This is a genomic window from Acinetobacter haemolyticus, from assembly GCF_900406815.1.
GTDB lineage: Bacteria > Pseudomonadota > Gammaproteobacteria > Pseudomonadales > Moraxellaceae > Acinetobacter > Acinetobacter haemolyticus_A.
Map to the genome: position 1 here is coordinate 41778 of NZ_OVCN01000017.1, position 19310 is coordinate 61087.

The window sequence follows — 19310 nt, forward strand, 5'->3', positions numbered from 1 at the left end:
CATTGCTCAGGTCGCAAGACCGAAGGCTATGCATGAGGTGAATGGTAAACATTTTACACATGGCTGCAAGTCAAGAACGATGCTCACTGTAAAGACGTAAGCAAAATAATGACAAAACGTTGATTGATATCAGACAAACAAAGCATTATTTTTAAAGATAATGCTTTGTTTATTTCAAGATTCAAGTTACAAATAATATAAGCTTGATCGAGGAATCGCTTTTTAGCGCCCCCTATGGTTTGAGCGATTTTAGCCAATAATGTAATGCATGGCTGAATAAACAGCCCCTTAGGATTAAGAGGAATCTCAGGTGTTTGGAAAAACGCAACGTGGTGTATCTGAACGACCAAACAAACCCAAAAAACCACTTATTCCAAAGTGGTTGGGTATGCTTGTTGCAATTCTTGCAATCTTATGTGTGATCGTCATGCTGATGTTATGGAAGCCATGGCAACCCGTTCCTGCCAAGAATCAGATCACATCTGAACATTATCAAGAAGAAAATACCAATAAAGATTACCGCTTTTACGACTTACTTCCACAACAGCAAGTCACCCCTATTCCTGAACAAGCGGTTCCAGAAACCAAACAACAAGGCAATGTTGTGATTATCGAATCGCCTCGAGTTGAAGCACCAACAACTGAGGAAACTGGAGAGATCACTGCCAGTGAACAAATTCAGCCTGTAGCACCGACCTATATTTTACAGGTTCGTAGCTATCCAGATCCGGATAGTGCAGATGCCCGTCGTGCAGAAATCATTCTGAATGGTTTATCAGCTGATGTGGTGAGAAGTGTTGAAAATGGTCAAACTTGGTATCGGGTTATATCAGGTCCCTATGATAGTCAAGAAGCGGCTCTTGCTGCACAACAAACCTTGCAACATAGTGGGATTGATTCCATCGTTATTAAGCGCTAATTCCATATATTCAATACAAAAAAGGAACGATATTTCGTTCCTTTTTTTAATGAAGCATATTTAGGCACATTCGGAATCTAAACTTTTTTGCTCAGCACGCTGAAAAGCTGCACGCTCCTGAACTCGTTGCACAAAAGCTTGTATATGTGGATATTTACCATGTAAACGCTTTTGCAAGGCCATCAATGGAAATGCCATCTGAATATCAGCGAAAGAAAACTCGCCCGCAAAATAATCATGCTCGGCCAAATAATCTTCTAAATAAAGAATATGCTCTTTGACCCGTGGACGTACAAAACCAGCTTTAATGCCATCTGTGATTTTGTCTGCAATCGGTCGGATCACCCACGGAACATGTTTATTCACACTATTTAACACTAAAGTCATCACTAACAAAGGCATCAAAGAACCTTCTGCATAATGCATCCAATACGAGTATTGATGCTGGTCTTGCATTTGTTGGGGCTTGAACTGATGCTGCTTGTCATAGCGTTGTTGCAGATAATCCAAGATCACGGCAGATTCCACAATCACCTGTGTATCATCAACCAAAATCGGTGCCTTACCAAGAGGATGGATTTGTTGGAGGCTCTTAGGAGCGGTGTAGTTGGAAGACCTTTGGTAGTATTCAACTTGGTAGTCCATACCAAGCTCCTCTAATGCCCACAGTATTCGAAATGAACGTGAGCATTGCAGATAATGTAAGGTAATCATTTTTATGCCTGCCATGTGTACGCAACTGTTGTTTTAAATCCCTCTGACAGTTGCGTTTAGAATTATATTTTGCCCAAGCACAATAGCATTATCATGTTAAAGAATCACGGTCTGTATGTCTAAACTGCGTAACAAAGTTTTAGTTACTGGCGTTTTACTACACACATTGAGAAGTTTTTCTTTTAAATTTTGTGAAACAGGTTGGGCAAATATTACCCGACGCTCAATACGTTCTTGCTGCTCACGATTGGTATGGAAATCGACCTCAACCGCGAAATCACCTAGCTCAATTTCCTTGTGTTTGGCATACATCCGCAAGGTAATCATGGTACATGATGCCAAACTTGCTGTCAGAAAGTCATAAGGCGCTGGTCCAGTATCATGCCCTCCTGCCGCTTCAGGCTTATCGGTAAGGAACTGATGCGAACCGCTGCTGACCTCACCTTTCCACGGTTCAGCCAAAGCCTGTACTTTTGCACTTGCAATTACGCTCATTTCGAAGCCCTCATTTGATCTGGTAATATCGGTGCTTCTAAGCGTTTACCCTGATAATCCGGAATTTCTCCAAAACGAGCATGATGATTAATCCAATCTTCACGCGCTTGTTTTAGATCTTCCATGGTACGTCCGACAAAATTCCACCATAACAAAATAGGCGATTCAAACGGCTCTCCACCAATCAATAAAACACGGTGACCTTGCGTTAATTCAACTTCAATTTCAGTCAATCCTGTTTCTAGAACCACCATGTTATCTGCATTCAGCTCATGCCCATTGACACAGGCTGTACCTTCCAGCGCCATAAATGCATATTCGAAATCTGGATTGAGTGGGATTCGGATCTTGGTGTTTGCTTGAGCCGTTAAATCCACCCCCACTAAAGGGGTATGTACTTCAACAGGAGAAACAGTATCCATGAACTGACCCACCAGCACTGTAAATTCAACCTGATCTTTAACCACAACAGGCAGTTCCGGATAGTGCTGGAAATTAGGCTGCATATTGCGTTTATCATCAGGCAAAGCAATCCATAGCTGGGCTGCATGCATTTTGGTTTCGGTATCTGGTGCAACTTCAGTATGGGAAATGCCATGTCCTGCCGTCATTAAGTTGACTTGCTTTGGACGGATCAGTTGTTTTGAGCCTAAACTATCAGTATGCATCATGGTGCCTTCAATCATCCATGTAAAGGTCTGCAAACCTATATGTGGGTGTGGTCCGACATCTAGCCCATCACCTGCTGGAAAGCTTACTGGACCCGCATGATCGAGGAAACACCAAGCACCTACCAAACGTTTTTGACGGCTAGGCAAAGCACGCTTAATAATCGTTCCCTTGCCTATTTCTGCTGATCGAATCGTAAATTCTTGGATAAATTGATTGATATAAGTTTCGCAATCTTTTGAATCAGAAATATCATAGTCGTTATTATTGCTCATGATTTTGCTCTCTTTTACCTATGCTATTGCAATGAGTTGTTTTATTGATCTTAGCAATACAAACACAATTCAATATAGTGTTTTGGTAATACGCTGAGTACTATTCATGAGACAATCAGGATCTATTTTCACAATCCTTTAAGCGATAAAGGTTTAGTGTTGTGACGGAAGATCCACAAATAAAGCGGTTATACGTCGAACCAATGGCAAGCACACCAAGACCGTTGGATATGCGATTGCCCAAGATAACATCCACGTCGCAAACCATTTTGAAATAAATTCGGGTACAAAGCCTAAATTCATCGACAGATTAATAAAGGAGATGATTCCGCTCATCAAAGCTGATAATAAAAATGGGACAATCCAAATCGCATATTTGGCAGGTAGTTTTTTAAATTTCAATTTTCGCTTCTCAATTACCATATGGGCTGAAATCAGGCTGACGCTTCACATTCTGCTTTAAGTTTTTCATAAACAAATAGGTTTGACATGTTGTTTTTGATATTTTTTAAGCATAGAAGAATTTTTACCTGATGGCAAAATCTACTCATTAAATTGAGTAAAACGATCAATCAGCCGTTGCTTTACACAACTTCCATTTGCCCGACTTGATGATAGGCGCGATTAAAATAAACCAAACTTTGTTCATGCTGACTTTGCTGAATCGCCACAATACGACAAATAAAAATCGTATGGGTCCCGACATGTTGAATTTGATCAAGTTCACAATCAAAACTGACCAAAGCATCATTTAGCACAGGTGCTCCCGTTTCTAACTCGGTCCAAATACCATGCCTAAAACGCTCTTCGGGACTCAACTTAGAGGAAAATACTTTGGAAATATGTTCATGCTGTGCACCCAAAACATTGACGGTTAAAATTTTGTTTTCAACAAAATGCACATGCGAACTCGATGCTTGATTCATACAGACCAATAAGGTCGGCGGTGCATCCGTCACACTACATACAGCAGATGCGGTGAAGCCAAAACGACCAGACAAACCTGCCGTGGTCACCACGCTGACTGCACTTGTGAGTAAAGACATCGCATTTCTAAAGTCTATTGATTCAATCATCACATTGCTCCTAAAAATTGGACCGTACTATTTTCTTTAGATCTCGCGATACCATGCATTTCGATTACACCGACACATTATCTCGATGCATTCTAGCTGAAACTGATACATGCTTTTTGATTGAGATGAAGATTACCGATTTCATATAGCTAAATCGGTAATCTTTTACATATTTCGATTTCGTTGAATACTAGGCAGAAAGCTCTCTACGGATAATTTCTGCACCTGCACTTAAAGCATTGAGCTTGCCTCTAGCCACTTCACGCGCTAAAGGCGCCATTCCACAGTTGGTCGATGGGTAAAGCTTGTCGGCATCAACAAATTGAAGTGCTTTGCGTAAGGTATCAGCAACTTCTTCAGGTGTTTCAATGTTATTGCTTGCTACATCAATCGCACCGACCATCACTTTTTTACCTCGGATCAATTCAATCAGATCCATGGGTACACGAGAGTTTTGGCATTCTAACGAAATAATATCAATCTTCGATTTTTGCAGCTTAGGGAAGGCTTCTTCATATTGACGCCATTCTGAACCCAAAGTCTTTTTCCAATCGGTATTGGCTTTGATGCCATAACCATAACAAATATGGACAGCGGTTTCACATTTAAGCCCTTCAAGTGCACGCTCTAAAGTCGCAACGCCCCAATCATTTACTTCATCGAAGAAGACATTAAATGCTGGCTCATCAAACTGGATGATATCTACACCTGCGGCTTCTAACTCTCTTGCTTCTTGATTAAGAATTTTGGCAAATTCCCAAGCCAGTTTTTCACGGCTTTTGTAGTGACCATCATAAAGTGTATCAATCATGGTCATTGGACCTGGTAACGCCCATTTAATCGGTTGCTTGGTTTGTTGACGCAAAAACTTAGCATCTTCAACAAAAACAGGCTTTTGACGACTTACAGCACCTACAACTGACGGTACACTTGCATCATAACGATCACGGATTCGTACAGTTTCACGTTTTTCAAAATCAACGCCATCAAGGTGTTCGATAAAAGTGGTGACAAAATGCTGACGGGTTTGCTCCCCATCGCTAACGATGTCAATGCCCGCATGCTGCTGTTCTTGCAATGACAAACGTAACGCATCTTGTTTGCCGTGGATCAGCTCTTCGTCTTGCAATTTCCAAGGCGACCAAAGCTTTTCTGGTTCTGCAAGCCAAGATGGTTTTGGTAAGCTGCCAGCTGTTGAAGTCGGTAATAATATTTTCATTTTCAATCATCTTCTCAATATGAATAGTTAAACGGCAGCGCAATTTTGGTCAGCGTAGTTCTTTGTCCATTGCTCAAGAACATTTTGATAAGGCTTGATGAATTGCTCTTCAACAAATTTCCCTTGTTCAATCGCCAGTCGGCTACGCTCTTCTCGGTCATAAACAATACGAGTAAGTGAATAATCTTGGTGTTTAAGACTAGGTTGATAAAACGTGCCTGCAACCGAATTGGCGTTGTAAATCTCAGGGCGATAAATCTTTTGGAAGCTTTCCATCGTACTGATGGTGCTGATCAACTCAAGGTTGGTATAGTCGCTCAGCAAATCACCTGAGAAATAGAAAGCCAAAGGCGCAACACTATTTGGTGGCATGAAATAGCGAACTTTTAAACCCATTTTTTGGAAATACTCATCTGTTAAAGAGTATTCATCTTGTAGGTATTCGACACCCAAAACTGGATGCTGATTATCACTGCGGCGATAGACTTTGCTGCTCGAAACACTGAGGCAAATCACAGGCTGCTTTTTAAAGTTTGCTTTATAAGTATCAGAGTTAATAAAGCTCTTAAATAAGTTGCCATGTAAATCACCAAAGTTTTCTGGTGTTTTAAATTCAGACTGATTTTTATTATGATCAAGTAATAACACACTAAAATCATAATCACGCACATAAGAGGAAAAATTATTTCCGACAATACCTTCAATACGTTTATTGGTTTTTTTATCAACAATATTAGTTTTTAATATTTCAATCAAAGGCAATGCATTTGAATTGTTTTCAGCATCGATTTTCATCTCAACGGAAATAATTTCAAGCTCGACAGAATAGCGATCGCTATTTGGGTTATCCCAATGCGCCAAAGTATTGAAACGGTTGTCGATCATTTTTAAAGTATTGCGCAAATTTTCTTGACGGCTCTCTCCTCTCGCCAAATTCGCAAAGTTGGTGGTAATGCGAGTATTGTCTGAAGGGCGATAGTCTTCATCGAAACGAATACTCTTTATCGTAAATTTAAATTCTTTACTCATTGTGATCTGCACCCTAATTCCGAGATAAAACTTGAATTTCTTAATGATGAAATTTATACCTCATTCACAACATGAATAAAAATGATTTAGTTTCATAGAAAAGTGAGTAAAATTCATCTTCATGAATTTATTATTTATTAACAATGAGTTGTGTAAAGATAGGGCCACTTAGATTTGTGATCGAGGGTGTAATTAAACGGGTTTCATGTTTAAAGTAATGGGATGGGGCTTTTTTAGGTGCAGCTTTTTTACTGTAATGTCAGATTATGAAGAATAAGAAAAGTGGGGAAAGTTTCCTATAGCGCCATTATTTAGAATAGCTCTAACTTTTCATTTTTTTAAATTAGTATTAATAATATAACGAAGTAAATGTAACTTTAATTGAAAGGTACAAAGTGAAAATTCTCAATCTTACATCTATTGTTTTAGGACTAATCTTTTCTATGGAAACTTTAGCTAATCCAACTTTTTCAAATGATTTATTAGCGAAAGCTAAAAATGGTGATTCATCAGCGCAACTAGAATTAGCCGATGTATATATACATGGTTACGGAATTGAAGAAGATGAGGCTCAAGCAGAAAGCTGGGCTATTAGGTCAGCGGAAAGTGGTAATGTTAATGCGATGTATTGGCTCGGTGATGGCTATGCGACATATGCTGGTCTAGTTGAAGATAGGGATCCAACTGATGCTGATGAGCACTATAAAAAAGCTTTTGTGTGGTTTTCAAAAGGGTCTGACCTAAATCATACTGATTCTATGGTGGGTTTAGCTACGCTATATCGTAATGGTGAGGGAGTTACCAAAGATACTGATAAGGCATTAGATTTATTAAAAAAAGCTGCTTCTCTTGGTAGTAAAGAAGCGATGAGAGATCTTGAGTTTATGTATCAATATGGAGTAGGTGTAGAAAAAGATTTAGATACCGCAAAATTTTGGGAAGATAAAGCAAATCAATAATTATGTCTAAAATCAAAATAATACGCATTATACGAAATGATTTAAAAACTCATTAAACTCTAAAGTAAAAAATAAAAAAGCCGACTTTTCTAAGTCGGCTTTACTTAACGAGCTTTAGCAATCCCTAATACCAAGCGCAGAGCGCTTGACGTAATTCAGGCAAGAAGCTTCGCTTCTTGAAATCCCGTACTGCCGCAGGCGTAGCCTTTAGCGTAAATTTGGCTAAAAGCTATCGCTTTTAAAAAGACCGAATTTACTCCCACTCAATCGTTGCTGGTGGCTTAGATGACACATCATAAACAACGCGTGAAACATCTTTGATTTCATTCATGATACGGGTTGAGATTTTATCAACTAACTCATATGGCAAGTGAGCAAAACGCGCAGTCATAAAGTCAACGGTTTCCACCGCACGAAGTGCAATCACCCATGCATAACGACGACCATCACCTACCACACCCACTGATTTCACAGGTTGGAATACAGCAAATGCTTGAGCTGTTTTGTCATACCAACCGCTTGCACGAAGCTCTTGCATGAAGATGTCATCCGCAAGACGAAGAATATCTGCATATTCTTTTTTCACTTCACCCAAAATACGCACGCCCAAACCTGGACCTGGGAATGGATGACGGTAAATCATGCTATGCGGTAAACCAAGTGTTGTACCGAGTTTACGGACTTCATCTTTGAACAAGTCACGTAATGGTTCCACGAGATCAAAAGCTAAGTCTTCTGGTAAACCACCCACGTTATGGTGTGATTTGATCACGTGTGCTTTACCTTGTTTGCTTGCAGCAGATTCGATTACATCTGGGTAAATCGTACCTTGAGCCAAGAATTTCACGCCATCTAACTTACGTGCTTCTTCAGCAAAAACTTCGATAAACTCACGACCAATAATTTTACGTTTTTTCTCAGGATCAACTTCACCTGCCAATGCTGTCAAGAAACGTTCTTCAGCATCTGCACGAATGACGCGGATCCCCATGTTATCTGCGAACATTTGCATCACTTGATCGCCTTCATTTAAACGAAGTAAACCATTGTCTACAAATACACAAGTCAACTGGTCGCCAATCGCTTTATGTAACAATGCGGCTACAACAGATGAATCCACACCACCAGATAAACCTAATAAAACCTTTTCATCACCGATTTGCTCACGCAACTGTTCTACACGTAAGTCGATAATATGTTCAGGTGTCCAAAGACCACGACAGCCACAAATCTGATGAACAAAGTTTGAAAGTAATTCTGCACCTTTCGCTGTATGCGTCACTTCTGGGTGGAATTGCACGCCGTAGAAACGACGTTTTTCATCGCTGACTGCAGCAAATGGACAGCTTGGTGTGCTTGCTGTTACTTGGAAACCTTCTGGAATTGCGCTGACTTTATCGCCATGACTCATCCATACATGAAGTTGGTTTTCACGATCTTGTAATTTGCCGATTAATTGGTCACGCACCAAAATATCGACTTCTGCATAACCAAACTCATGTACTGTACCTGGCTCTACTTTACCGCCAAGTTGTTCAGACATGGTTTGTAAACCATAGCAAATACCTAAAACAGGTACACCTAATTCAAATACGATCTGCGGTGCACGTGGACTGCCTAGTTCATGCACGCTCTCAGGTCCACCTGACAAGATAATCCCGTTTGGATTAAATGCACGAATGTCTTCTTCAGACATATCATATGCATACATTTCAGAATAGACACCTGCTTCACGTACTCGACGTGCAATGAGCTGGCTATATTGAGAGCCGAAATCCAAGATAAGGATACGATCTTCAGTAATTTGAGTATTGGTCGTCATGGCTAATCAGAATGGCAAATGAAATAAGCGCCATATTCTAGCATTTTTCACGCTTTGGCGCATCGCAATTCATCATCTATCTAATTTTTTAATTACTGGCAGCAATCGTCACTGATATTTAAGTTAAAAATTTGTAAGACAACCGACAAAAAGAGAGCTAAATCAACATTTCTAGTGAATTCTGCTCAACACAAAACAAAAATTGGTGCTAAGATGATGTGGCGAAAACTTGCATTACCACGGAAAGGTACTCAATTACCGCCATCGTTTCCTTCTTTTGAATTAATGGATTTCGATGTCCTTGAGAAAAAGGAAAACTAAAGGGGACTGAAAGCCTAACTTTATTATTGGTGAATGACCAATACCCCAACCATATCACTATCATCTATGGCTTGCTTTTTCACAAGCAACAATTAGGACTTGAAGGACCAATAAAATAATGTTTCAAGAAATGATTGCGGATTTTCAACAGAATTTCTGGTTATATATTTCCATCCCGTTTATCAGTGGTTTAATTGGCTATGTGACGAAAGTCGTTGCTGTTCAAATGATGTTTTCACCACTTGAATTTAAAGGCCTTAAACTATTTGGTTTACCCATTGGGTGGCAAGGGATTGTTCCACGCAAAGCTGAAAAAATGGCGACCACAGCCGTTGAGCTAATGACCTCAAAGCTGATCAAACCTGAAGAAATTTTTGCTCGGCTCGATCCAAAACGCATCGCACAAGAAATCGAAAAACCGCTCATGGCTGCGGCAGAAGACATTACCCGTGAAGTTGCGCAACAGTACCAACCGGGTTTGTGGGAAGGTATGCCAGAGTTTGCACGTCAGAAACTCATTAAACGTGTACAGGCCAAAGCGCCTGAGATTGTTGAACATATCATGGGCGAAGTACAAAAAGATGTTGCCAAGTACTTCGATATCAAACACATGGTCGTCAACAACCTGCTCAAAGATAAGCGCTTACTCAACGAAATCTTTAAAAAAGTCGGCAAACAAGAATTTAAATTCTTTAGTAATGTCGGCTTTATTTTTGGTTTCGGGATTGGTGTGATCCAAATGTTCTGCTGGGTTGTCACACAAGGTAAATATCCTTGGATGCTGCCGTTGTTTGGCGGATTCGTCGGTTTCTTTAGTGACTGGATCGCTTTGCAAATGATGTTTAGACCACTTCATCCCAAAAAGGTGATGGGCTTTACATGGCAAGGTCTATTTATTAAACGTCAAAATGAAGTTGCCGCCGATTATGCTGCCTTGATTTCTAAACAGTTACTTACCTCTCGCAACATGATGGAAGAACTTTTTTCAGGTACACATTCTGACAAAGTGATTGAATTGGTCAGTCGCCATGTAAAGCAAGAAATTGATTTACAAGCGGGTGTGGTTCGTCCTTTGGTGGTGTATGCCATTGGTGGTGAGAAATACCAAAACCTGAAAGCGGACGTTGCTGAACGTATTCTGCAGCAACTACCAGATACCATGCGTTATGTGGAATCATATGCTGAAGATGCCATGAATGTACGTAACACCTTGGTTGAACGCATGCAGAAGCTTAGCCCTGAAGAATTTGAAGGCATGCTCCGCCCTGCCTTTAAAGAAGATGAGTGGGCACTGATTATCGTTGGTGCAGTACTGGGCTTTATGGTCGGTGAAATGCAAATTTTGTTTATGCTTTAAACTTAAAAACCTTCTAAATACAAAAAAGGAAGCAAATGCTTCCTTTTTTGTATTTAGAGACTTAATGATGATGCTTTTCGATCTTGATCACTTCTATATCGGTAGGCTTATAGCGATGGGTATCGACTTCACCAACTAAACGAACATGATCACCTACTTTCAATCCTGCCTTACGCCAAATATCATCATCGACTTCGATGCTAATTGTTCCCGTACGATCTTTAAACTCATAATGATCACTGTTTAAATGTTTCGTAATTTGCCCCATGAGTGTCACTCCAGTTTCATCTGGTAATTGAGCAACCTGACTGACAGTTACGACATTTTTAGCAGCTTCTTGTATGAGTACATAATCCTCTTTACCTGCCCAAGTTTGGCTAGATAATGACAGTATCAATCCAATCGTACATCCAGCAATGATTTTTCTCATTTTTACTTACCTTCTTTTTGAATCTAATCATAGCTAAGCAAAAAAATAAGTAGATGTCGGCTTACATTTGTAATGAACGGTAAATTTCTCTATTGAATTAGCCCCCTCGGCAGCTTAAACCAAGGGGATCACAGATTAATTTTCGATTTTATGATCTAAGCTCAAACGCCCCGCGCCATACAACATTAAATAGAATAACCCGCCAGCCATTGCTAAGTTTTTCATAAAATTGATTTGTTGTGCCTGATCATCTGCACCATGAAAAATAAAAGCAGTCAGAATACTAAATACCCCTAAACCAAATGCAGCAAAACGCGCTTGGAATCCAAATAACAACGCCAAACCACCACCAAATTCAACGAGAATGGTTAATGGTAACATGGCAGCAGGCACCCCCATGGCTTCCATATAACCCGCTGTCGCGCTATAGGCCGTAAGCTTGCCCCATCCTGCGATAATAAAAATATATGCCATGAGAATTCGTGCAATTAAAGTTACGACATTTTCGACGCCAGTTTGCGTAACAATATTTTTGACAACAACATTCGGATTAAACATAATAAATTCCACACTGTTTGTTTTTTGACATAACAACAGTGTATGTATGTTTTATTTTGCAATAAACACAATATTAGTTAATGCATCGTTCTATATTTGAAACAAAGAATAAAATTAATAAGCGACTTCGCGTCAACCCCTGTTACCAATTAATTTGCTTTTTATACTGACATTCCATTGCTGCACTGCTAGGATTTAGCTCAAATTTATAGCGTTAACATTTTCATGGAACTCATTGATTTTATTCTACACGTTGACCAACACTTACTTGAGTTTATCAATAATTACGGCGTTTGGATCTATGCCATTTTATTTTTGATTATCTTTGTCGAAACAGGCTTTGTCGTGATGCCTTTTTTGCCTGGAGATAGCTTACTTTTTGCTGCAGGGGCATTAGCAGCATCAACGGGTGTAATGGATCCTTGGGTACTGGGTGTTTTATTATTTATTGCAGCGGTACTGGGCGACACAGTTAATTATCATATTGGTCATTATATTGGCCCTAAAGTCTTTGAAACCAACTCCCGATTTATTAACAAACAACACCTTCTGAAAACTCAACAATTCTTTGAGCATCATGGTGGCAAAACCATTATTTTCGCTCGTTTTGTGCCTTTTGCACGTACTTTCGCTCCGTTTGTCGCGGGTGCGGGCAGTATGAATTATAAATATTTCCTGAGTTATAACGTGATTGGGGCATTCTGTTGGATCTCCTCTTTTATCACGCTAGGTTATTTATTTGGCAATATGCCAATCGTCAAAGATAATTTCACTTATTTAATTTTCGGTATCATTATTATTAGTGTTTTACCAGGCGTCATTGGCTTTGCTCGCCAAAAACTGAATCAACGTAAAGCATCCTCGTGATGCTATGGTCTTCGCTGATATGGTTTAAAACACCCGAAACACCATGGGTAACATACAAATAATCAGTAACATCGCCGATCCTTTATATAAATGGTCGGCTTTAATTCCAGCAAAGCTTCCTGTCAACAAAGCACGTCCAAACACCATCCAAAAGATTGAAACTGGAATTAAAATCAAACTAAAGATCGCAAATACGATGGCCGCATTTTGAACAGAATTCCATGCTTCTGGTGGGAAAATCCCTGCTGCGAGCAACACTGTTTTCGGGTTTTTTAAGGTCGATACAAACAGTTGAGTAGGACGAATGTGTTGATGGCGTTGATCATGTTTCTGTAGATGCGAGCTTTTCCAGAGATGGAAAGCCATCCACAGTACATATAATAAGCTGCCAACATGTAGCATCACATCGAAAGCGGGCCAAATCGGTTCAAATAGATGAATAAAAAGTGCCCACAAACTGATGCCGTAAATGTACCCCAGCCATTCTACTGGGATAAAAACAAGCGTCTTGGGAACACCGTGTTGGTGGGTTGCACTGGCAAGCATAGCATTGGTTGGACCAGGGATAAGTAATACCGCCAGCATCGCCAAAACAAAAAACCAACTCTCAATCATAGATATACCGAACAACCAGACATGGGCGCCACGATAAACGAATTTAGGGCAGACAGACAAGTTCTAAGAAATGAGCAATGCAGGCTGAAAGAGACAATAATGGCTAATTTAAATTATAAAATATTGATTTTTATAAATTTCAATTGAAACATTTTGCTAATATTTAGTTTTATCGCCATAGCCAGCTATGGCGATAAAACTAAAATAAATTATTTTGTGCGTTGCTTCACAATAATTGGACAACCCTTAAATTGGGCAGCTTGCACAATCGCGTCTTGTTGACCCAGTACTTTCGCCAATTCAGTGTTCTTGGTATTCATGGACTGTCCCATGTTTACAGAAACAGAAGGACCAAAGCCCCAGCCGCCTTTACCCCAACCACCACCGAGTCCGACACCGACCCCAACACCTGTACGTTTTGGTGTTTGCACACCATTATCAATATAGTGTTGGATACGATTGTACTCAGCTTGCAATTGTTGGCAGTTCAAAGCTTGATATTGGGTAGGCGAAACATAAGCGGGTTTAACCGTCGATGCACAAGCACCTAATAACAAACTGACAGCCAAAACTGGCATCCAATATAAGCGTTTCATAATGTTCTCTTATTGCTTAGATTCAATCTCATTGAACAAAGTGACATAAGCAAGAGTCAGTTTGTGTTCAGATGCCAAATGAATCAACGGTAAATTCTTTTGATGCGATTCTTTCATCAATACAGATGGTGGCAACATACTTGCTAACACAGGTAAACCTTCATCGATTAACTGTTGAACCACTTCACGCGGTAACTTTGCTTGAGACTGGAACTGATTGACCACAATCCCTTCAATCTCTAAGCGATCATTATGATCATCTTGGGTTTCGAGAATATTTTCAATCAAAGTTTGTAACGCACGTTTAGAAAATACATCACAATCGAATGGAATCAACACGCGATCTGCTGCAATCAGCGCAGACAATGTAAAGAAGTTAAATGCAGGTGGAGTATCTATAAAGATACGGTCATATCGCGCACTTAGTGCTTGAATCGAATCACGTAATTTATAGATTTTATGTTTACTTTCTAGCGCATGCTCTAGTGCGCCCAAACTTGGACTTGCTGGAATCACATCTAAGTTTGCAAAGGATGTACGATGCACGTAACTGTCCAAACCTTTGCCACGTGGAACTTTAAGAATTGATCCTAGGGCATTGCCAATCAAGCTTTTTTGCTGGGTTGCACCCAAGATATCTTCAAAGAAATTTTCAATATTTGGTTCTAACGCCGCTTTATCCGCAGAATATGTTGCATCTTCACCCAAAAGGTATTGGCTGGAGTTTGCTTGTGGATCAAGATCAATCACCAAGGTTCTCAGCCCTTGTTGAGCGCTAATCGCAGCTAGATTGATTGTAATACTTGATTTCCCCACACCACCTTTTTGGTTAAATACCACACGCGTTAACATGATTTCCCTCTACAATATTTTTTGTAAACTGCACGCAGTTTAACCTAGAGCCAAAACAATTACTAAAACAATGTCCAACAATTACGCAAAAACAGGTTTGATCATGACTAAACCTAAGGTACCCACTAAGGCAACCGCACCGATGATAATACCAGCACGACGTTGGACCAGTAAGATACTGTCATCTTTACGAAAAGCTTTGATCAATGATGAGCATAACACGATGAATAAAATGACTTTGGCATAGAACCAAGGCTGCACATCGAAGTTTTTCATCATCAATAGAATCAGTCCCGTAATCAAAATCACGGTCAATGATAAATGCTGCATCGCCACTAAGCTTTTGCGCGCGGTAGGATTCGGTTGTTCATTTTTAACACCGACAAATAAAGTTGCAGCACGTGCTACAAATGCAATGATTAACAGACTCACTGCCGACATATGAATAATTTTAGTGAGTAAATGCGCGTCCATGATCAATCCTTATTGTTTAGGTGCATGTGCACAGTCTGGGCTTGCAGGTGCTTGACCTTGCCACTCGCTTGGTACATAGGCATGAATAGCAAGTGCATGTATTTTTCCAGGGCTCATGAGTTCTGCTGCGACTGCATAAATTTTTTGATGACGTTGAACTAAACGTAATCCTTGAAATGCTTCGCTCACGACGATCACTTTAAAGTGAGATTCTTTCCCTGGAAAATACCCCCCATGCCCAGCCGATTCGTTGATTACCTCAAGATGACTGGGGGCAAGACTTTCTAAGCGTTCAATCAATTGTTGTTCTAAGTTCATCAGTCACTCTATTAAGGTCAGATCGAGATTGCTCATTAGTATACATCACCCATAGATTGGTTAAACTTTTGTGCAAAATTTTGCTTTTTTCTATTTTTGGCCACGAAAATGCTTTTATTTTATGCAATTAAGCCAATTCTCTGCATAAAGTTGTTGACCCTTATTTTGCTTAATGTATTATAGCTGGCACGCGGGAATAGCTCAGTTGGTAGAGCATAACCTTGCCAAGGTTGGGGTCGCGAGTTCGAGTCTCGTTTCCCGCTCCAGATTGGTTTTTTTAAGTGTAAGTTTTCGTAAAAACTGCTCAATATGCGGGAATAGCTCAGTTGGTAGAGCATAACCTTGCCAAGGTTGGGGTCGCGAGTTCGAGTCTCGTTTCCCGCTCCAAATTTAAAAAGCCCTAGTCGAAAGATTAGGGCTTTTTTCTGTCTATACCTTCAGTAATTATGGCTGTTCAGTGACCTTGGTTTTTAAATTCAAATCATCTGTTTGCAGATAAGCTTGGGCAACACGATCGCGTGGCATAAAGGTTGTTGCGATAATCGCGATCATTGCCATTGAGCCGATATAAATCATAATCAAATAAGGGCTTCCACCGCCGACGCTCAATAGTTTTGTAGCGATTAATGGTGCAATCCCGCCACCCAATACACCTGCCAACTGCACTGAGATGGATATCCCACTATAACGAATTTCAGCTGGGAACTGGCGCGCGAATAATTGTGCTTGTGGTGCATACATAATCGGAAAAACCACCCCGATCGCCAATACGATCGCAGTCCATACCCATACAGGATCTTTGGTATTCAACATACTAAAGAATGGATAGCTAAACAGTGCCAACACACATAAGCCAAACATAAACATATTGCGCTGACCAACCTTATCGGACAAATGTCCACATAAAGGTGTCATAAACAAAATCACCGCTGCACCACAAATGGTGGCAAACAAAATCTCTTGTCGCGGAATACCCAGTTGAGTCGTGGTATAAGCCAAGGTAAATGTTGATGCAATATAAAACCATGCGTTTTCAGCAGCACGTGCCACAATAATCGTAATCAGCTGTTTCGGATGTTGTTTAAACACTTTTAAAGCAGGAACTTTGATGTTTTCAGCTTGCTGTTTGACTTTCTCAAAGTCAGGTGACTCAGGCACTTTGACACGGATATACCATCCGACAGCCAATAGAACGATACTTGCAAGGAAAGGAATACGCCAACCCCAACTAAACAATGCGTGTTCGGGCAGTAACGATACCAAGCCAAGCGCAATCGAGGCCAGCATTAAACCACCACCTGTACTGGCTTGAGGTAAACTGCCCCAAAATCCTTTTTTGCCATCCGGTGCATGTTCAACTGCCATCAGCACTGCACCGCCCCACTCACCGCCCATTGCCATACCTTGAATAAAGCGCAAGATCACCAAGCAAATCGCAGCCCAATAACCGATCGTTTCATACGTCGGTAATAGTCCGATCAATACTGTTGGAATACCCATGAGCATCAAGGTGAGTAACAACATGGATTTACGCCCGATCTTGTCACCGAAGTGTCCAAACACTAAACCACCTAGCGGTCGTCCAATAAAACCCACGGCATAGGTACCAAATGCGGCGAGTACACCTGTGAGAGGATCAAGATTAGGGAAAAATAATTTGTTGAAAATCAGTGCCGCTGCTGCGCCATAGATAAAAAAGTCATACCACTCAATGGTGGTACCGACCATGCTAGAAATCCCTGCTAATCGATGTGACGACTTTTTAGGGGACGAACCGTTTCCATCTGTTGTTTGCATCACAATTATCCTTATTTAGATCTTCTTGTTTTAGCTTGAATGCTTATGGACATTGCTACCCATAAGCATGTCAACACTCTATATTTTTGTGAGCTTTTATTGTTTTTATGTTGTTAATTTAGCTCAGCTTTTCCAATATTTTCTCCAGTTCTGGATTGGCTTGTTTCCATTGCGGTTGTTTGTCTTTATCCACAATCAGTGCGCGTACACCTTCAATAAAGTCCCCATGCTCAAACCAAATATCCTGTAAATCACGCTCAAGTTGCATACATTGTTGCAAGGAAAGCCCACGTCCAAGATGCTGTAGTTTCAAGCTGGTTTGTTTTGCGACAAAAGATCGCTGTTGCAGAAGATGAAGTAATTTACTTGCCCACGGCTGTAATTGTTCATCTTGTTCATTTGCAAGACTTTGCTCAATCTCGTCCAAGTGTTGGAAACCGAAATGTTTACGAATCGCTTCAGCAAACTGTTTCAATTCACTTTCTGCTGGGCGGGTGATAAAGCAACTGACAATGTGTTCAATGTTTTGCTGACTTAAATCAGTTTCCGCAACCAATGCATCTTGCAAGGCTGGAAGTTTTTCGCTCGGCACATGGTAGTCGATCAAATCTAGATAGAGTGCATCACTGCTACTGATTTGTTCGCCCGTGATCGCCATGTATACGCCAATATCATCCAAGCGCGATAGGAAATGAGTAGCACCGACATCTGGGAAAAAACCAATCGCTGTTTCAGGCATGGCAAAGCGTGATTTTTCACTACTCACAATTATGTGGCAGGCTTGGGCTAAGCCAAAACCACCACCAAGCACATAACCATCGAGCAGAACGACGACAGGTTTATGGTACTCACGTATGGTGGTGAGCATCTTATATTCGGCACTAAAATAACCCTGATGATCTGTCTTGCCCAGTTTATAACTGTCATACAAATAGCGAATATCGCCGCCTGCACAAAAGGCTTTCGGGCTATTCGATTTGAACAAAACGGCTTGAATAGAAGCATCATTTCGCCAAAGTTCAAGTTGGGTTCGAATCCCTTCGATCATCTCTAGCGACAAGGCATTCAGATGCGTCACTCGATCCAAAGTGATCATGCCGAGACCACCTTGTTGCTCAATCATTAAGTGATTTTCTTTGTTCATTTTGTTGATCTCTTATTGATTTTTAAAATTGGCTTGCCGTTTTTCTACAAACGCTTGCATCCCTTCTTTTTGATCTATCGTGGCAAAAATAGAATGGAACATGCGTCGTTCAAAACGTAAACCTTCGGTCAAATTGACTTCAAAGGCTCGGTTAATGGTTTCTTTCAACATCATATTTGCAGTTAAAGAACGTGCTGCAATTTTTTCAGCTGCTTGTAGGGTTTGTTCAAGTAGGTCTTCTTTGGTGAATACACGTGCAACTAAACCACTTTGCTCTGCTTCAACCGCTCCCATTTGTCTCGCAGTCAAACACATTTCCATGGCTTTGGCTTTACCAATCGCATGGGTTAGACGTTGCGTTCCCCCAATCCCAGGAATCACGCCCAAGGTTACTTCAGGTAAGCCGAACTTGGCATTGTCAGCGCAGTAGATAAAGTCACACATCAGTGCCAACTCACAACCGCCGCCTAAAGCATAGCCACTCACGGCAGCAATCAAAGGCTTACGGCGTTGAGCAATACGATCGGCAAGATGGAAAAAATCATCAAAATAAATATCAGGAAAATTCAGCTGAGCCATTTCCTTAATATCCGCGCCTGCTGCAAAGGCTTTTTCTGAGCCTGCCAACACGATACAACCAATCTCTCGATCTTTTTCCAGTTCATCGAGTGCTTGATTCACTTCACTGATCAATTCACTGTTTAGCGCATTTAAGGCTTTAGGACGATTGAGGGTAATTAACCCAACACCATTACGCTTTTCCAATAAAATAGTTTGCCACTGCATCATTCAATCCTTGTTTGA

Annotated in this window: 22 protein-coding genes and 2 tRNA genes; 6 read left to right on the forward strand and 18 right to left on the reverse strand. The window is 40.6% G+C overall.

The genetic code is table 11. The features are described 5' to 3' along the window. Positions 1 to 310: 310 nt before the first annotated feature. The gene (locus DK207_RS12415; protein ID WP_109441461.1) at positions 311 to 919 is read left to right on the forward strand and encodes an SPOR domain-containing protein; all 609 of its coding nucleotides are present in this window, start codon (positions 311 to 313) and stop codon (positions 917 to 919) included. Positions 920 to 979: 60 nt separating this feature from the next. On the opposite strand, the gene DK207_RS12420 is transcribed toward DK207_RS12415, so the two are convergent. From DK207_RS12420 to DK207_RS12450, 7 genes are all read right to left on the reverse strand, one after another. Continuing rightward, the gene (locus DK207_RS12420) at positions 980 to 1633 is read right to left on the reverse strand and encodes a glutathione S-transferase family protein (protein ID WP_109441498.1); all 654 of its coding nucleotides are present in this window, start codon (positions 1631 to 1633) and stop codon (positions 980 to 982) included. Positions 1634 to 1729: 96 nt separating this feature from the next. After that, positions 1730 to 2128: an OsmC family protein gene (locus DK207_RS12425; protein WP_109441462.1), complete on the reverse strand. Its 399-nt coding sequence runs from the start codon at positions 2126 to 2128 to the stop codon at positions 1730 to 1732. Further along, positions 2125 to 3072 (reverse strand): pirin family protein, encoded by a 948-nt coding sequence (locus DK207_RS12430; protein ID WP_109441463.1) that lies wholly within the window; start codon positions 3070 to 3072, stop codon positions 2125 to 2127. The genes DK207_RS12425 and DK207_RS12430 overlap by 4 nt, the downstream gene beginning before the upstream one ends. A 153-nt stretch (positions 3073 to 3225) precedes the next feature. Beyond that, on the reverse strand, positions 3226 to 3474 hold the full coding sequence (locus tag DK207_RS12435) for a DUF2798 domain-containing protein (RefSeq protein ID WP_416224680.1): 249 nt from the start codon (positions 3472 to 3474) through the stop codon (positions 3226 to 3228). A gap of 182 nt (positions 3475 to 3656) precedes the next feature. Beyond that, the gene (locus DK207_RS12440; RefSeq protein WP_109441465.1) at positions 3657 to 4148 is read right to left on the reverse strand and encodes a flavin reductase; all 492 of its coding nucleotides are present in this window, start codon (positions 4146 to 4148) and stop codon (positions 3657 to 3659) included. Positions 4149 to 4338: 190 nt separating this feature from the next. Continuing rightward, entirely contained in the window at positions 4339 to 5367 is a 1029-nt protein-coding gene (locus tag DK207_RS12445) for a methionine synthase (RefSeq protein WP_109441466.1), read from the reverse strand. Between the two features lie 27 nt (positions 5368 to 5394). After that, positions 5395 to 6396, reverse strand: a complete 1002-nt coding sequence (locus DK207_RS12450) for a DUF1852 domain-containing protein (protein WP_109441467.1) — start codon at positions 6394 to 6396, stop codon at positions 5395 to 5397. Between the two features lie 443 nt (positions 6397 to 6839). On the opposite strand from DK207_RS12450, the gene DK207_RS12455 reads away from it, so the two are divergent. Beyond that, positions 6840 to 7355 carry a tetratricopeptide repeat protein gene (locus DK207_RS12455; protein WP_109441468.1) on the forward strand — a complete coding sequence of 172 codons (516 nt, stop codon included), beginning with the start codon at positions 6840 to 6842 and terminating at the stop codon, positions 7353 to 7355. Between the two features lie 253 nt (positions 7356 to 7608). On the opposite strand, the gene guaA is transcribed toward DK207_RS12455, so the two are convergent. Next, positions 7609 to 9177 carry a glutamine-hydrolyzing GMP synthase gene (gene guaA / locus DK207_RS12460; protein ID WP_109441469.1) on the reverse strand — a complete coding sequence of 523 codons (1569 nt, stop codon included), beginning with the start codon at positions 9175 to 9177 and terminating at the stop codon, positions 7609 to 7611. Between the two features lie 451 nt (positions 9178 to 9628). Between guaA and DK207_RS12470 the strand changes: the two genes are divergently transcribed. Beyond that, positions 9629 to 10855, forward strand: a complete 1227-nt coding sequence (locus DK207_RS12470; RefSeq protein WP_171293685.1) for a DUF445 family protein — start codon at positions 9629 to 9631, stop codon at positions 10853 to 10855. Positions 10856 to 10916: 61 nt separating this feature from the next. On the opposite strand, the gene DK207_RS12475 is transcribed toward DK207_RS12470, so the two are convergent. Both DK207_RS12475 and DK207_RS12480 read right to left on the reverse strand, forming a co-directional pair. Continuing rightward, on the reverse strand, positions 10917 to 11285 hold the full coding sequence (locus DK207_RS12475) for a NirD/YgiW/YdeI family stress tolerance protein (RefSeq protein ID WP_109441472.1): 369 nt from the start codon (positions 11283 to 11285) through the stop codon (positions 10917 to 10919). A 135-nt stretch (positions 11286 to 11420) separates the two neighbouring features. Continuing rightward, entirely contained in the window at positions 11421 to 11843 is a 423-nt protein-coding gene (locus tag DK207_RS12480) for a DoxX family protein (protein ID WP_109441473.1), read from the reverse strand. 225 nt (positions 11844 to 12068) lie between these two features. Here DK207_RS12480 and DK207_RS12485 point away from each other — a divergent pair, with 225 nt between their 5' ends. After that, positions 12069 to 12710 carry a DedA family protein gene (locus DK207_RS12485; protein WP_109441474.1) on the forward strand — a complete coding sequence of 214 codons (642 nt, stop codon included), beginning with the start codon at positions 12069 to 12071 and terminating at the stop codon, positions 12708 to 12710. Positions 12711 to 12734: 24 nt separating this feature from the next. On the opposite strand, the gene DK207_RS12490 is transcribed toward DK207_RS12485, so the two are convergent. The 5 genes from DK207_RS12490 to DK207_RS12510 all read right to left on the reverse strand — a co-directional run bounded on the left by DK207_RS12490 (position 12735) and on the right by DK207_RS12510 (position 15565). Continuing rightward, positions 12735 to 13325 carry a LysE family translocator gene (locus DK207_RS12490; RefSeq protein WP_109441475.1) on the reverse strand — a complete coding sequence of 197 codons (591 nt, stop codon included), beginning with the start codon at positions 13323 to 13325 and terminating at the stop codon, positions 12735 to 12737. Positions 13326 to 13534: 209 nt separating this feature from the next. Continuing rightward, positions 13535 to 13921: a hypothetical protein gene (locus DK207_RS12495; protein WP_109441476.1), complete on the reverse strand. Its 387-nt coding sequence runs from the start codon at positions 13919 to 13921 to the stop codon at positions 13535 to 13537. A gap of 9 nt (positions 13922 to 13930) precedes the next feature. Beyond that, entirely contained in the window at positions 13931 to 14773 is an 843-nt protein-coding gene (locus DK207_RS12500; protein WP_109441477.1) for a ParA family protein, read from the reverse strand. An 81-nt stretch (positions 14774 to 14854) separates the two neighbouring features. Further along, on the reverse strand, positions 14855 to 15247 hold the full coding sequence (locus DK207_RS12505) for a SirB2 family protein (RefSeq protein ID WP_109441478.1): 393 nt from the start codon (positions 15245 to 15247) through the stop codon (positions 14855 to 14857). Positions 15248 to 15256: 9 nt separating this feature from the next. After that, complete coding sequence (locus tag DK207_RS12510) at positions 15257 to 15565, reverse strand: BolA family protein (RefSeq protein ID WP_109441479.1); 309 nt, start codon at positions 15563 to 15565, stop codon at positions 15257 to 15259. Between the two features lie 190 nt (positions 15566 to 15755). On the opposite strand from DK207_RS12510, the gene DK207_RS12515 reads away from it, so the two are divergent. Both DK207_RS12515 and DK207_RS12520 read left to right on the forward strand, forming a co-directional pair. Next, positions 15756 to 15831, forward strand: a tRNA-Gly gene (locus tag DK207_RS12515). A gap of 45 nt (positions 15832 to 15876) precedes the next feature. Beyond that, positions 15877 to 15952 (forward strand) — tRNA-Gly (locus DK207_RS12520). Positions 15953 to 16009: 57 nt separating this feature from the next. Here the strand turns inward: DK207_RS12520 and DK207_RS12525 are convergent. The 3 genes from DK207_RS12525 to DK207_RS12535 all read right to left on the reverse strand — a co-directional run bounded on the left by DK207_RS12525 (position 16010) and on the right by DK207_RS12535 (position 19292). Further along, positions 16010 to 17362, reverse strand: coding sequence for an MFS transporter (locus DK207_RS12525; protein ID WP_109441480.1), 1353 nt, complete (start codon positions 17360 to 17362; stop codon positions 16010 to 16012). A gap of 118 nt (positions 17363 to 17480) precedes the next feature. After that, positions 17481 to 18506 (reverse strand): enoyl-CoA hydratase/isomerase family protein, encoded by a 1026-nt coding sequence (locus DK207_RS12530; protein ID WP_109441481.1) that lies wholly within the window; start codon positions 18504 to 18506, stop codon positions 17481 to 17483. 12 nt (positions 18507 to 18518) lie between these two features. Then, positions 18519 to 19292: an enoyl-CoA hydratase gene (locus DK207_RS12535; protein WP_109441482.1), complete on the reverse strand. Its 774-nt coding sequence runs from the start codon at positions 19290 to 19292 to the stop codon at positions 18519 to 18521. Between the last annotated feature and the right edge of the window lie 18 nt (positions 19293 to 19310).